Source organism: Cellvibrio fontiphilus (genome assembly GCF_042646205.1).
In the GTDB taxonomy this organism is placed as follows: Bacteria; Pseudomonadota; Gammaproteobacteria; order Pseudomonadales; family Cellvibrionaceae; genus Cellvibrio; species Cellvibrio fontiphilus_A.
Window position 1 is genome coordinate 307,839 of sequence record NZ_JBHRTF010000002.1, and the last position, 13,645, is coordinate 321,483.

The following is a 13,645-nucleotide window of genomic DNA, read 5'->3' on the forward strand; positions in this document are numbered from 1 at the left end:
ATGTTATTGCCGAGAAAATCTGCATTCACCCTGCCTGAACGACTAATCCATATTGCGCGGCACCAGTGTCATGCTGGCGATATGGCGCGCCGGCTGGCCCTCGCCGTTAATTAATTGCGCCATTTCGCTAAACGCCTGTTCGATCATAAAGCGGTAGTCCTGACGCACCGAGCACACCGGGTTGCGCAAAAAATCGAGCATGCTGTGATCGTCAAAGGTCGCCAGCACCATCGCCTCGGGCGCGCCGCCCAAGCGTTGTTTGAGCGCTTGCATCGCGCCTTCAAATAGCGGGATGGACGAACACACCAGCACCTTCGGCAGTGGCTGGCCGCTGTCGATCAGCTCGCCCATGGCCCGCTCGCCCTCGTGGAAATCATTGTGCGCCACATGTACTTCGCGGCGCTGGCTCAGGCCAAGGTCATCCAGCGCGGCATTCAAACCGGCCAGCCGCTGGCCAATGGAGGGCATTCCCACGTTGCCCGCAAACAGCAAAAAATCTGGCTGTTTGTCGCCGCGCGCCGCGCAAAAGCTGTGTAGGCGCTGCGCCAGTTGGTAACCGCTCTGGCGGTTATCGGTCACTACCACCGCATAGTCATCGCCGCCAAAGTCGCGGTCGAGCAATACCAGCCGCTGTTTTAATTGCGCCGCGGCGAGCGCCGGCATACTGGCATTGGCGGGCACCAGAAACAGGCCATCCACATTGCGCTCGCGAAATTGTTTGATCAGCGCCTGCTGGGTGTCCGGGTTGTCGTAACAGCAGGAGATCCACAGCTGTAAACCCGCCTCACGGCAGCGAATTTCCAGCAACTCCGCCAATTGGGCAAAAAAGTGGTTGGATAAGCGCGGGATAATCAGCCCCAGGGCATCGCTGCGCTGCAGCCGTAAACTGCGCGCCACATGGTTGATTTCATAGCCGTGCTGCGCGGTGTAGTCGCGCACCCGCGCCTCGGTTTTGGCGCTGATACGATACTGGCGCGCCTTGCCCAGCAGCACCAAACGCACCGTAGTAATGGACAGCCCCAGCTCCTCGGCAATTGCTTCGATTGTCTTGGCCATGTAGTGACATACCCTCTGTTATTATTAAATTGCCTTTGCTAACTCGAATTTGCAAGCAATAAATTCACGCAAACCCCAGCTTGTATTCAAAAATACCCTATGCTAATTTTTCAAGCTAACTCGAATAAGCCCAGCGGTGAATAGCCATGAACAATAACAAGATCCTGCCAGCAAAAGATATCGGGAACAGCCAGGGCGACAGCTCCACGCTGGATCGCCGCCAATTGCTCAAAGCCGGGGCGCTGGGGTCGCTGTTACTGGCCGGCGCCAGCCGCGTTTATGGCGCGAGCGATGAATACCCCTTGGCGAGTACCCGCAGCGGCAAAATTCGCGGCACCAGCCAGCAGGGAATTAAGGTATTTCGCGGCATTCCCTACGGTGGCGATACCGCCAAAACCCGTTTTGCACCGGCCAGCCCCGAACTGCCCTGGGAAGGCGTGCGCGATGCGCTGGACTACGGCGCCGCCGCCCCCCAGCGCGGCAAGGAAGAGCCAACCGCTGAAGACTGCCTGTTCCTGAATGTCTGGACTCCCGCGCTGCGCGATGGCAAACGCCGGCCCATATTGGTTTATATCCACGGCGGCGGTTACGACAACGGCTCAGGCTCCAGCGGTTTGTACGACGGCACCAACCTCTGTTTGCGCGGCGATCTGGTCGTCATCACCCTCAACCACCGCCTCAACGCCTTTGGCTATTTGTATTTGGCCCAACTGGAAGCGCGCGCACTGGGCAGCCGCGAATTTGCCGCCTCGGGCAATGTCGGCCAGTGGGATTTGATCCAGGCGCTGCAGTGGGTCAAACAACATGCCGCTGAATTTGGGGGCGATGCCGATAACATCACCCTGTTTGGCCAATCGGGTGGCGGCGCCAAAATCGCCAGCTTGATGGCAACGCCCGCCGCCGCAGGCCTGTTCCACCGCGTTTTCACCATGAGCGGCCAGCAGGTCACCGCCGCCGGGCCGCGCGCCGCCACCCAGCGAGCGCAACTCTTGTTGGACACGCTCAAGCTCTCGCCCAAACAACTGGCGCAGCTGAAAACCCTGCCGATGGAGGCGATTATCGCCGCCACACAAGACACCAAAGACCCCTCGCGCATTGAAAATAATCGCCTGTATTTTGGCCCAGTACTGGACAACCACCTGCTGCACCAACACCCCTTTTACCCCGAAGCGCCGGCCCAATCGCGCCGGATTCCCATGGTGATTGGCAATACCAAAGACGAAACCCGCGCCTTTTTGGGCGGCGATCCCAAAAACCACAACCTGAGCTGGGAAGAACTGCCCGCAAGGTTGGAGCTGAGCCAGTATTCCGATGTAAACCCGCAGGTGGTAATCGACACCTATCGCCAGCTTTACCCGCACTACACACCCTCGCAGGTATTTTTTGCGGCGACTACCGCCGGCCGCTCCTGGCCCGGCGCGATCCAGGAAGCCGAAGCCCGCGCGCGCCAGGGTGCACCGGCCTATGTATACCAATTCGACTGGGGTTCACCGCTGGATGACGGCAAATGGGGCGCGTTTCACTCGATTGATATCGCCATGGTATTCGACACCATTCACCACCCGCAGGCCCGCACCGGCACCTCGCCCGCCGCGCAAAAGGTGGCCGACCAAATGAGCGAGGCATTAATCGCCTTCGCCAGGACCGGCAACCCCAACCACAAAGGCATACCGCGCTGGAAACCCTACAGCCTGGAAAAGCGCGAGACGCTGGTGGTCAATGAAAAATCCCAACTGGTAAATGACCCGCGCGGTGGCGAGCGCAAACTCTACGCCCAAGTGCCGTTTGTGCAGCGGGGGACTTTTTAATTAACCCCCTCCCGGCCTCCTCCTTCAAAAGGGGATGGGATAAGAGCGACCCCACCCTAGCCCTCCCCTTGTCAGGGGAGGGGACTGGAGCTTCGCACAAGTTTTATCGCACTGGGAGTCAGCCCCTCCCCCTGGAACAGGGGGAGGTTGGGAGGGGGGCGCTCTTACTCCTCCCCCTTTTGAAGGGGGAGGCTGGGAGGGGGTTTATAGTCAATTGACATATTTGTCAGATAGAGAAATATTATGCCGCGCAGGCCCAGCCTGTTGCTCGCCCATAATAATTTTCTAACGAGGCTTATATGTTCAAACATTCCCCCCTGAAAACCCTTATCGCCCTTGCCAGCGCCAGCCTGCTCTCCATCGCCGCCGACGCGCAGCAGCTCAACCCCAACTATTTTTATCTGGTCAAAGGCGAGCTGATTGACCGCAGTATTTCCCTGGGCGACCCCACTAACTGGAGCACCGGCATAACAGGGCGGGAGGGCAAATCGGCAGGCGGCAAAGTCGAGGTAGCGCCCACTAGTTTTAAAGGTGAAGGCGATGCCATCCAAATCACTTGGGTACCGCGCAAAAAAATGCAGGGCAACTTTGGGCTTTACGGCAACCCGGTTGATTTATCCAAATTCAAAGACAGCGCGTCACTCACCATCGATATGCGCGTGGATGTAAAACCCGACAAAAACGTCAACATCGGCCTGGACTGCGGCTACCCCTGCCGCGCGGATTTATCCATCAACCAAATGATTAAATCCATGCCCAAAGGCGAATGGTTCAGCTTGCCGCTACCGCTCAACTGCTTTAAAAGCGACAACTTCGATTTAAGCAAAATCAACGGCCCGTTCAGCATCGCCACCGACGGCAAATTCACGGTGAGCATCACCAATATTCGCCTGGAAAAATTGCCCGAGGGCGAGAAGGGGTGTGTGGAGGAGTAAGGGTTGCTGCGTATCCCCTCAAGTAGAAGGGATACGCAAAACGATTTTTATTCGGACTGCGCTATTGTCCAGATCCGCATCAGCGGCAAATCAGCTTTAATTTCATCATCCAATTTTTCGTAAACCAAAAATAATTGCTCCAATAATTCTTTTTGACTCCACAAACGCACGCGAAAAAAGCTGGATGCCAATTCTTTTTGCACATTTGACCTGTAACCACCCCAAGCAACAAACAAACCTTGGGTTGCGTTGAACTTGGTCATAGCACCCATCAACTTATCAACCGTGGGGCGATCCACCAATCCATCGCCAGATTTCACTTCCACACAAATTCGCTGATTACCAAAACCCATAGGGCCATCGCCCGCCAGAATATCTACCCCACCATCTGCACCTTCAGGACTTTGCCAACAGGTATAGCCTTGCGCTTGCAGTATCGCAGTCACTAATCGGGTAAGTTGATGCCCTTTAAATTTACGCTCAATCAATTTCACAATTTGCGAGCGCCCCAGCTCCTCCAGGTCGGTATCAACCTGCTCGTCAGTCGCGTCCAACTCATTGGATTCGTTTGTATGGGCAATAAGATCCTTAACCGATTCCGCTTTCCATTCGTTTGTTTCCATTTGTGCTAAACGCATTTCAGCGTTATTACGAGTAATGCGGCACACGGTGAGAAATGCACCAAAGCTATACAGCAAATCCTGCGAAAAGTGCGAGCGCGGCACAGCCTCAGTCAACCATTCCACACTGCGCCAGTGATAGAAAGGGTTAGCGGCATCCGCTTGGTGATGATAGCCAGAGGTGATTTTTCCGATATAAATTACCGGCTGAAGTTTGGAGGGCAATATGATGCGATCCCCCACTTTCATGTCGTGAGCGAAAGGCCAGATTTGACTGGCGTGATTCACCAACTTTCTGGGTTTGGCCTCTGCATCCAAACCGCTCAGTGTTTCGATCAATGCATCGCGCGCTGGTAATTTATCCAACGGGCTATTTAAATAATCCCAGGTTAAATAGATGCGATTTTCCTGCAGGAATTTTTGTTCGTATTCGCCGTGAGAACCGGCGCGGATTAACCAGACAGCCATATGATTCCCTATCCCAAAAAATAGTCCAGTTCATCTTTATAGGGCATCGCAGAGTCATATAACTGATGGTACCCCTTTCCAACAGCCCCCATAAATTGAATTAATGTTGGCGGATTGTTTCCGATTGAGAGAATATGATCACGAGCAATTCCAGGGTAAGGATCAATATAAATAATTTCCTTGATGCCTAATTGATAGGCTTTTTTTGCACAAAGCTCACATGGACTTGCTGTTGTATAGAGCTTTCCTCCCTTAATTCCAACTCCACCATATTTTGCCAATTGCAAAAATGCACTTTCTTCCGCATGTAAAGATCTGGTATGTACTTGATTCGACTTTCTATCAATACTGTTCTTTAAATCTTTAAAACAATAAGATAGATTTCTTCCACCTAATGACTTTGAGCTTGCAATAATATTTGAATATTTTTTATTTGCTGCATCGATAAATTTTTCATCATTTCTTTCGTACTCGCTATAAACCACAGGATCAAAGGTATTTAAAAGACCTTCAACCGAGCGCAGGGCACATGGGACTTGCCCTGCAGCCACGTCATTCCAACCAATAGCTTTTATAGAGTTTTCCTCATCTGTAATTGCTGCCCCAACCTTTCTTGAAATACAGCCAGAATTTGACTTTGCTGTATACGCAATTTGCATTACACGCTCCATGGATGTAGGGCTCACAAGCCCGGGATGCAGCATCAGTGCAAAGTACCAAATTAGTTGTGCCTTAAGCACGTTATTGTTTTTTAACTCATTTCTTGGATTAAAAATATGAATATCTGATATTTCAATACATCGTTTTACATTTTGGCCAATAAAATCATTATAAGTAGAGTCAATCTTCTTATCACCCGACTCAATTTCTTCGATATCGGATAGTTGATCAATAGTAAATTTTCTAATTCGCTGCAAATATTCATCACGATCTTTGGCTGGCGCATTAATAGAAACCAAATAAAATGCAGAATATCTATCTCTGAAAAAACGTGCCTCATATGGATTTCTTATTGCATCAATAACGACAAATGCCTTGTCTTCTATTTTCCTTATAATTTTAATTACTCTATTTATAGTTTCAGGAAGATGGAAGACACTGCTAGGATCGAAATTCTCCGCATTATAAGTCGCAGAAATCTTCCCCAGTTTTCTTATAGAAACCCCTGCAGCTTGATATGTAGAAACATATAAGTCACGCTTAAAAACCTGAAGCTCTTTTTTAAAATCTTCAGTAAATTTTCTAACAAGCTTTAGATATCTATTGAATAACTCAATCTTGTCAATTTCGATAACTTCAGAATTGCTGTGGTCAAGCAAATAATTTTGAAATTGCTTGAACTTGCCTATGAAATTTTTAGAAAAAACACCTTCATCAATTAATTTTTTCAGCCCTGTTTTATCAACCTCTCCTCTTGAGCTTACAGTAATAAAATCAACGACTTCATCACTGCTCATTCGAAGCAAATAAGCCGATATAAGATCACTTACTTTTATCGAATAAAAAGGCTTCCAATTCTCTACCGCATATTTTTTAACGATATTATATCGATACCGACTTAACCCAGAGTACAAATGTTCCCCGTTATAGGTTATATCTGATTCATCAGGAAAGCTGGGGGTCTTATTCTCCAAAAAATTTGCAGCAGTTGTACATCCAGAACCAGTTCGACCAGTCAGACCAATCAAAATAAACTTACTTCTTTCCAAAAATAATTTAGATAGGGATTCATCTCTTAACATAATTATTCCATGCCTTTTATTTTTACTAAAAATTGCTTAGCAACACCATAATGCCGCCACTATAAGCTATAGAATAGAAAAAATTTATAGCTTTAAATTCTCAACCTCTGCTTTTACTTCAATGCTGCTTCGCAGCTCCCCCATCTTAATCTTCTCCAACAATGCTGCCGAATTTTCCCCCGAAATTAATTCCGAATTCTGCGCGCGCCAGTAAGCGGTGAGTTCGCTGCGAAAGGCTTTGGCTAAAACACTTTGGGTTAAATAGTTCACTATCCGAATAGTGCTGCCTTTTTTATGAGACTATTAGTATTCAGCAAACTGATTACTGTCTTGCGTCATTAACTGAATCAGCTTTGGATGTACAAAAAGCTTTTCCTTACCCGCTGGAAACTCGTACAGAACACCTATGTCGCAGAGCTGTTTTAAATACACCGATGCTGTTTGGCGTTTGGCGATATTACGACTGACCAAATCGCCTATCCGACAATAGGGCTGCTCAAAAATAACGGCCACTAATTCGTGTGTGTACACCTTTGGCAGAGAATCGCGAATATAGTTAGTGGTGTGTTCCAACAGTTGGCGTACCGCACCAATTTTTGCAGTAGTCCATGTCGCAGTGCTTTCTACCGCCTTTAGCATATAGAGAATCCAAGGCTCCCATTGTTGGGTTTGGCTCACGCCCAACAACAAGCGGTAGTAGTCTTGCCGGTTTTTCATGATGTAACGGCTTAAATAAAGAATGGGTGAACTTAATAAGCCCTGCTCAACCAAATATAGAATATTAATCACGCGCCCCGTGCGACCATTGCCGTCAATAAATGGGTGAATCGCCTCAAACTGATAGTGCGCTATTGCCATTTTAATCAGCGGATCAATGTCATCTTCTTGGTGTAAAAACATTACCCAGTTACTGAGCAAATCGCGGATGACGGTTTCTCCCACGGGGGGCGTGTAAATAGTTTCACCTGTGGCTTGATTACGCAGCGCTGTACCCGAAACTTTGCGCACATCCATCTGGCTGGCCTTGATGGTGCTGCAAATATCCAAGGCTGTAGTTACACAAAGTGGCCGCTTGGTTAATTGATAAAACCCTTCGCGTAATGCAGTGCGATAACGCAGCGCTTCTTTAGTCATTGTGTCTGCGTGACTGTCCTCTTCGGCGAATTGAAAGAGCTTGTCGGAGGTAGTAACAATATTTTCTATTTCCGAACTGTCTTTTGCTTCTAATAGGGGAATCAGGTTGATTAGCAGCCCCTGATTAGGCAATAGCTCGCCAGCCTGCTTCAACTCAGCCAATGCTGCCCGCGCGGGAATGCAGGCTTTTAGCAGACTAAGCGTTTCATGCGCTTCCGTAGGAGGTGGTAGCAGTGGTAGTTCGTTGTAAGGGCGGTCAGCTTGCCATGTCATGTTTATACATCTCCATTTTTCCCACATATTGTCAGCTTATAGCGATGGTATCGACATATAAACACAATATGTCGATATTTACCTATTTTATCGACACGAAAAGCGGGTATGTATAAAAAAGTGGTGTTTTGTGTATATGAATCATCCTCTCAACCGCTTAAGTCGTTGCACGGCGGCTAAAGTAGGCGTGAGCTTAGAGAATTTGCTTAAGCCATAAAAAAAGAGGCCACTGCGGCCTCTTTTTTTGTGCGCGGTGTAAATGCGCAAGGAAGAATAATTCACGTGAATTATTTTTTAATACCTTCCACATGCAATTCCAATTTCACGGTTTGTGAGGCTGGGCCTAAATCCATTTTGATATTGAAATCTTTCATGTTGATTTCGGTTTCGCCTTCAAAACCGGCGCGGTAGCCGCCCCATGGGTCTTTACCTTCTCCGACTTTGTCGACTTCGATGGTGATGCTTTTGGTCACACCATTCAGGGTCAGGTCACCGATGATGTCGAATTCGTCTTTATCATCGCCATCCACTTTAATTTGTTTGCTCACAAAGGTGGCTTTGGGGAATTTTTCCACGTTGAGGAAATCCGGGCTGCGCAGGTGTTTGTCGCGCTCGGCGTGGTTGGAGTTAACACTGGTGGTGTCGATGGTGACATTGATAGTGCTGGCTTCGGGTTTGGCTGGGTCGTAAGTGAATTCGCCAGAGAAGTTATCGAAACGACCGGTCAACCAGCTGTAGCCCAAATGCTTAACTGCAAAGTTAATGGAGGCGTGGGCGCCTTTGGTGTCGATTTCATAGGTGTCTGCCAAGGCGGGCAGGCTCATTACACCAATGCTGGAAACAGCAAGCGCAAGCAGGGATTTTTTTAACATAGTAAAACTCCTTTAGGGTTAAACGGTTGTTGAGCAATAGTTAATAAATGATTTAGTCACGCAGTGTTGCAAAATTATTTTTTCACCGGCTTGAGCATGCGCACCAGGGTGCGGTCGCGTATTACAAAGTGATGCAACAGCGCACCACCAACGTGTAATACCACCAATCCGATAATGCCCCAGGCAAAATATTCGTGTAACTCGCCCACTAGATCCACTTGGCTGGCACTGAGTTCGGCGATTGACGGGAAATAAATCCAATCAAACAAACTGGCGGGTTTGCCCTCTGCGGTGGTGATGAAGTAGCCGGTAATCAACACCACAAAAATTGCCAGGTAGAGCGCCCATTTGACCAGTTTGGCGGCCATGAGTTGCGCGGGTTTATCACCCAGTGCAACCGGTGTGGGGTTGAGCAGGCGCCAGATAACACGCACCAGCATCAGCAGCAGCACAATCAACCCGAGGCTGATGTGCAGCGCGGGGCCTTTGTGATACCAGTCGTCGTAATAACCCAGCCCGGTCATGTAGATACCCAAGCCAAATAAAAACAGTATCAGCAGGGCGCTGGACCAGTGGAGCAAAATGGCAATCAAGCCGTAACCGGTGGAAGAATCCTTGAGCATAGGTGCCTCTGGCAGGAGCTTTATTAGCTAGTGCTTTTATTCAAGATAACAGTAAGTCTGGTGAATTACAGTAGCACTCAGTCTAGCCCTGCTGTGTGCACTTGGCGCGAGAGCCTTGTGTAAATCCCGCTTTACACTGAAAAATAGTTACCTATCAATGGGATAGAAGATTTTTGGGCAATTATGCAAAAACTGCAAAAGCCAAATAGATCAGTTTTTTCGTTGCTTATGATTGGAATTTCAGGGGATTTAATCGGGTTTTTACGTGCTTTTGAGCACCGGGCGCTTCTGCCCCTGCTCGTCGATAGCGACATAAATGTACTCGCCCTGGGTGACTTGCAGGATTTTGTGGGTGAGGAAATCCTTGATCCAGACTTCCACTTTGACGCGGATGGAGGTGTTGCCGATACGCAGGGTGCTGGTGTAACAGCTGATGATGGCGCCCACCGGCACCGGGCGCATAAATACCATGCTGCCCACCGCGACAGTGGCAACTCGCCCATGGGCCACTTCGTTGGCGTGAATGGCGCCGGCTATATCCATTTGCGCCATGACCCAGCCGCCAAAAATATCGCCAAAGGGGTTGGTATCGGCGGGCATGGTGATGGTTTGCAGGGTGAGGGTGCCGGTGGGCTGGGAGGCGCCAGAGGGGGAGGCAGTGTGCATCAATTCAACTCCAATTCAATTCATCGCCAGCAGGATTGGCTGAGTATAGCCGGCCAATCCCGCCCATGAGTGAAGGCGATGCACTGGGCAAAAGCCTAGAGCTGCTGTGGCAGCCAGGTTACTAAGCCCGGCCAGAGCGCCATCACACACAAGAGCAATAATTGCAGCGCGATAAAAGGAATTACCCCGCGATAGATTTGGCTGGTGGGAATAGTTGCCGGTGCCACGCCGCGCAAATAAAACAGCGCAAAACCAAAGGGCGGGGTGAGGAAAGAGGTTTGCAAATTCACGGCGATCATGATGCCGAGCCAGATAGGGTCCACCCCCATGGCGAGCAACACCGGTGCAACAATCGGGACGACAACAAAAATAATCTCAATAAAATCGAGAATAAAACCCAGCACAAACATGACCAACATCACCAGAAATACCGCGGTAAAAACACCGCCGGGCAGCTGGCTAAAAAATTCATGCACCAGTTCCTCGCCACCAAAACCGCGAAACACCAGTGAAAATAACGAGGCGCCGATCAGGATCATAAAAATCATGGCGCTGATTTGCAAAGTGCTGCGGCTAACTTCACGCAGGCGCTGTAAACAAAATTGTTTTTTAGCCATAGCCAATAAACAAGCGCCCAAGGCGCCAACACCGGCCGCTTCGGTGGGTGTTGCAGCGCCAACCAAAATTGAACCCAGCACCAAGCCAATTAACAACAACACTGGCAACAAACTTAGCAGCACCCGCAGCAGGGAAACCTGCTCCTCCTGCTCGTCAATCACAACACGCGGAATAATGCTTGGGCGCAGCCAGGCGGTGAAAAAAACATAGGCGATATATAGCGCGACCAAAGCCAGGCCGGGGATCAAGGCAGCGACAAACAAATCGCCCACGGAAATGGTTTTGGGGTTGAACACGCCCAGGGTTAGCTGCGCTTGCTGATAGGCGCTGGAGAGTACATCGCCAAGTAATACCAGCGCGATGGAGGGCGGAATGATTTGCCCGAGGGTGCCGGTGGCGCAAATAGTGCCGCAGGCAAAACTGGGCGCGTAGCCGCGCTTGAGCATCAGCGGCAGTGACATCAGCCCCATAGTCACTACCGTTGCACCAACAATTCCGGTACTGGCCGCCAGCATGGTTCCCACCAGCACCACAGAAATCCCCAAACCACCGGGTAAACGCCCGCAGGCTTTACTCATGTTTTCCAGCAGATCCTCGGCGAGGCGGGATTTTTCCAACACCGTGCCCATAAACACAAACAACGGCACCGCCACTAAGGTGTAGTTATTCATAATGCCGTAGAGGCGCGCGGGAAAACTTTTTAATAAATTCGCATCAAACACACCGCCCGCAATGCCTAACCCGGCAAAGGCAAGTGCAACACCGGCCAGGGTAAATGCCACTGGGTAGCCGAACATCAAAAATACACAAATGGCTACAAACATTAGCAGCGGAATTAATTCAATCAGCATGATGATTGCTCCCCGCTGGCGGGTGCGAGATTCATCAACACCGCTAAATTGCGCAACAGTTCTGCGATGGCCTGCAGGCTCACACTCAGCGCCATCACCGGCAATAAGGTTTTTAATAAATACACACCGCCGATACCACCGGAATCGGTAGAGCCTTCGCCAATTCGCCAGCTTTCACGCACAAAATCGAGGCTGCCCCAACCAATAAACACCATCACCGGCAAGGTGAATAACAGGCTACCCAAAACCTCCACCCAGGCGCGCGCTGCGGGCGACATTTTTTTGTGCAGTATATCCACCCGCACATGGCCATCCTGTTTCAGGGTGTAAGCCGCGCCCAACATAAACACTGCGGCGTGCATGTAGGTCACAGACTCCTGCAACGCGACCGATCCAATACCAAACAGGTGGCGCAAACCGACCACAATAGCGGTAACTACCACCATAATGCCGGTGAGCCAGGCGGTGGTGGTGCCGGTGATCTGGGTGAGGGAATCGAGCAGGCGAATAAACCAGAGAATTTTTGGTTGCGCAGCAGCTGGCTGCGCAGAAACGGGGGCGATGGTCATGATGGAATTTGTTATCAGAATTGTGTGGCGGCGATTATACGCAAGACATCAGACGCTGCGGCGGTTATTGCGGTCGACACTTCCCTGTTTCGACCGCCGCTCTGGATATGGAACAGCGTAAAACTATCTACTGTAATTTACCCAGCTGCCCTTTGGCTGCTTCGCCAATCTCACCGCCACCCTGGGCCGCTTGTTGGAAGTATTGCGCGGCCTGATTGCGATTACCCTTGGCCAAGGCAACTTCACCCAAATAATAAGTAGCGATTTGGGTGGGCAAGTAGCGCTGGCTAGTGAGCAGGTCTTTTTCTGCCATGTCGTTTTTACCCAATTGTTTGTAGGCGATGCCGCGGAACACATAGGGTTTGAAATATTGCGGGTTGGCCTGGATAGCGCGATCCAACGCCACTACCGCTTCGCTGTCTTTTTTCTGTTGCAGCAGCAGCTGGCCTTTCATCTCCCAGAATAAATTTTCTTTGGGCTGCTGGGCGATGGATTGCTCCACGTAACTCATGGCATCGATATATTTTTTCTCGCTCGCCAGTTTTTGCGCTTTTTGGTAGTTCTCGTAGGCTTTTTTGTCTTTATTCACCTGCGCCATGGCTCGCTGGAATTGGGCTTTATTGCGCACGCCACCCGGATACTTCGCCGCATTAGCGCGATTCTTGGCAACACGCTCCTGTGAGGGCGGGTGACTGGCAAACAACCCCTCAATAAAACCGGAATTGCGCCCTTCCGATAACTTCACAAAGATTTCCTGCAATTCCACGGCGGCTTGGGCGTCGTAGCCGGCTTTGGCCATATATTTCATGCCTACCTCATCGGACTCCAATTCATGATTGCGGCCATACTTGGCCTGCCAGGCTTGGGCGCCCACAGCCATTGCACCCATGCCCAACGCACCGTATTCCGGTTTTTTCTCAGCAATCGCCACGCCGGCAATTAATACCCCGGCGCCCATCAGCACATTCTGGGTCTGTTGTTGCGCGCTGTGGCGAGCGGCGGCGTGCACAATTTCATGGCCTAATACAGCGGCTAATTGGGCTTCATCCTCAAGGTACACCAAGAGGCCACGGTTGATGGCTAATTTGCCACCGGGCATAGCCCAGGCGTTGGGCACATCGTTATTGAGTACGACAAACTCATAGGGCAGGTTGGGGCGATCACTGACCGCCGCGAGCTTTTTACCCACCTGTTGTACATAGGCTGTTAGCCCTGGGTCCACCACATACTGGCCGCCCTGCGCCTGCTGACCGGGGCCATAATTTTGCGTGCCAGTGGCGATCTCCTGTTCCGGCGACATAATGGACAGCTGGCTCTTCCCCGTTACCGGGTTGGTAACACAGCCAGTCATCAGCATGCTGAAGCTGGCCAACGCAAGTAATTTAGCGATCAATTTCATAGTGGGACTCC

At 50.3% G+C, this 13,645-nt stretch carries 12 protein-coding genes; 2 read left to right on the plus strand and 10 right to left on the minus strand.

What is annotated here, in order from left to right; translation table 11 throughout:
* Positions 1-42 precede the first annotated feature (42 nt).
* Positions 43-1,056 carry a LacI family DNA-binding transcriptional regulator gene (locus ACFODX_RS03190; protein WP_378115993.1) on the minus strand — a complete coding sequence of 338 codons (1,014 nt, stop codon included), beginning with the start codon at positions 1,054-1,056 and terminating at the stop codon, positions 43-45.
* A gap of 146 nt (positions 1,057-1,202) precedes the next feature.
* On the opposite strand from ACFODX_RS03190, the gene ACFODX_RS03195 reads away from it, so the two are divergent.
* Complete coding sequence (locus tag ACFODX_RS03195) at positions 1,203-2,864, plus strand: carboxylesterase/lipase family protein (protein ID WP_378115995.1); 1,662 nt, start codon at positions 1,203-1,205, stop codon at positions 2,862-2,864.
* Positions 2,865-3,163: 299 nt separating this feature from the next.
* The gene (locus ACFODX_RS03200) at positions 3,164-3,799 is read left to right on the plus strand and encodes a putative glycoside hydrolase (RefSeq protein ID WP_378115997.1); all 636 of its coding nucleotides are present in this window, start codon (positions 3,164-3,166) and stop codon (positions 3,797-3,799) included.
* A 47-nt stretch (positions 3,800-3,846) separates the two neighbouring features.
* Here ACFODX_RS03200 and ACFODX_RS03205 read toward each other — a convergent pair whose 3' ends face one another.
* The 9 genes from ACFODX_RS03205 to ACFODX_RS03245 form a co-directional block, all read right to left on the minus strand.
* Positions 3,847-4,887, minus strand: a complete 1,041-nt coding sequence (locus ACFODX_RS03205; protein WP_378115999.1) for a restriction endonuclease — start codon at positions 4,885-4,887, stop codon at positions 3,847-3,849.
* A gap of 8 nt (positions 4,888-4,895) precedes the next feature.
* Entirely contained in the window at positions 4,896-6,629 is a 1,734-nt protein-coding gene (locus ACFODX_RS03210; RefSeq protein WP_378116002.1) for an anti-phage dCTP deaminase, read from the minus strand.
* Positions 6,630-6,932: 303 nt separating this feature from the next.
* Positions 6,933-8,036, minus strand: a complete 1,104-nt coding sequence (fic, locus tag ACFODX_RS03215) for a protein adenylyltransferase Fic (protein ID WP_378116004.1) — start codon at positions 8,034-8,036, stop codon at positions 6,933-6,935.
* A gap of 287 nt (positions 8,037-8,323) precedes the next feature.
* Positions 8,324-8,908 carry a YceI family protein gene (locus tag ACFODX_RS03220; RefSeq protein WP_378116006.1) on the minus strand — a complete coding sequence of 195 codons (585 nt, stop codon included), beginning with the start codon at positions 8,906-8,908 and terminating at the stop codon, positions 8,324-8,326.
* 74 nt (positions 8,909-8,982) lie between these two features.
* Positions 8,983-9,531 carry a cytochrome b gene (locus tag ACFODX_RS03225; protein ID WP_378116008.1) on the minus strand — a complete coding sequence of 183 codons (549 nt, stop codon included), beginning with the start codon at positions 9,529-9,531 and terminating at the stop codon, positions 8,983-8,985.
* Between the two features lie 261 nt (positions 9,532-9,792).
* Positions 9,793-10,197 carry an acyl-CoA thioesterase gene (locus ACFODX_RS03230; RefSeq protein WP_378116010.1) on the minus strand — a complete coding sequence of 135 codons (405 nt, stop codon included), beginning with the start codon at positions 10,195-10,197 and terminating at the stop codon, positions 9,793-9,795.
* 95 nt (positions 10,198-10,292) lie between these two features.
* Positions 10,293-11,666, minus strand: coding sequence for a TRAP transporter large permease (locus ACFODX_RS03235; protein ID WP_378116012.1), 1,374 nt, complete (start codon positions 11,664-11,666; stop codon positions 10,293-10,295).
* Positions 11,660-12,235, minus strand: a complete 576-nt coding sequence (locus tag ACFODX_RS03240; protein ID WP_378116014.1) for a TRAP transporter small permease subunit — start codon at positions 12,233-12,235, stop codon at positions 11,660-11,662. The genes ACFODX_RS03235 and ACFODX_RS03240 overlap by 7 nt, the downstream gene beginning before the upstream one ends.
* Before the next feature lie 127 nt (positions 12,236-12,362).
* On the minus strand, positions 12,363-13,634 hold the full coding sequence (locus ACFODX_RS03245; protein WP_378116016.1) for a M48 family metalloprotease: 1,272 nt from the start codon (positions 13,632-13,634) through the stop codon (positions 12,363-12,365).
* Positions 13,635-13,645 lie beyond the last annotated feature (11 nt).

What these genes read in the sequence shown, in the direction of transcription:
- ACFODX_RS03190 (WP_378115993.1), bottom strand. Translation starts at nt 1,056, where the DNA reads ATGGCCAAGACAATCGAAGCAATTGCCGAGGAGCTGGGGCTGTCCATT.
- ACFODX_RS03195 (WP_378115995.1), top strand. Translation starts at nt 1,203, where the DNA reads ATGAACAATAACAAGATCCTGCCAGCAAAAGATATCGGGAACAGCCAG.
- ACFODX_RS03200 (WP_378115997.1), top strand. Translation starts at nt 3,164, where the DNA reads ATGTTCAAACATTCCCCCCTGAAAACCCTTATCGCCCTTGCCAGCGCC.
- ACFODX_RS03205 (WP_378115999.1), bottom strand. Translation starts at nt 4,887, where the DNA reads ATGGCTGTCTGGTTAATCCGCGCCGGTTCTCACGGCGAATACGAACAA.
- ACFODX_RS03210 (WP_378116002.1), bottom strand. Translation starts at nt 6,629, where the DNA reads ATGTTAAGAGATGAATCCCTATCTAAATTATTTTTGGAAAGAAGTAAG.
- fic (WP_378116004.1), bottom strand. Translation starts at nt 8,036, where the DNA reads ATGACATGGCAAGCTGACCGCCCTTACAACGAACTACCACTGCTACCA.
- ACFODX_RS03220 (WP_378116006.1), bottom strand. Translation starts at nt 8,908, where the DNA reads ATGTTAAAAAAATCCCTGCTTGCGCTTGCTGTTTCCAGCATTGGTGTA.
- ACFODX_RS03225 (WP_378116008.1), bottom strand. Translation starts at nt 9,531, where the DNA reads ATGCTCAAGGATTCTTCCACCGGTTACGGCTTGATTGCCATTTTGCTC.
- ACFODX_RS03230 (WP_378116010.1), bottom strand. Translation starts at nt 10,197, where the DNA reads ATGCACACTGCCTCCCCCTCTGGCGCCTCCCAGCCCACCGGCACCCTC.
- ACFODX_RS03235 (WP_378116012.1), bottom strand. Translation starts at nt 11,666, where the DNA reads ATGCTGATTGAATTAATTCCGCTGCTAATGTTTGTAGCCATTTGTGTA.
- ACFODX_RS03240 (WP_378116014.1), bottom strand. Translation starts at nt 12,235, where the DNA reads ATGACCATCGCCCCCGTTTCTGCGCAGCCAGCTGCTGCGCAACCAAAA.
- ACFODX_RS03245 (WP_378116016.1), bottom strand. Translation starts at nt 13,634, where the DNA reads ATGAAATTGATCGCTAAATTACTTGCGTTGGCCAGCTTCAGCATGCTG.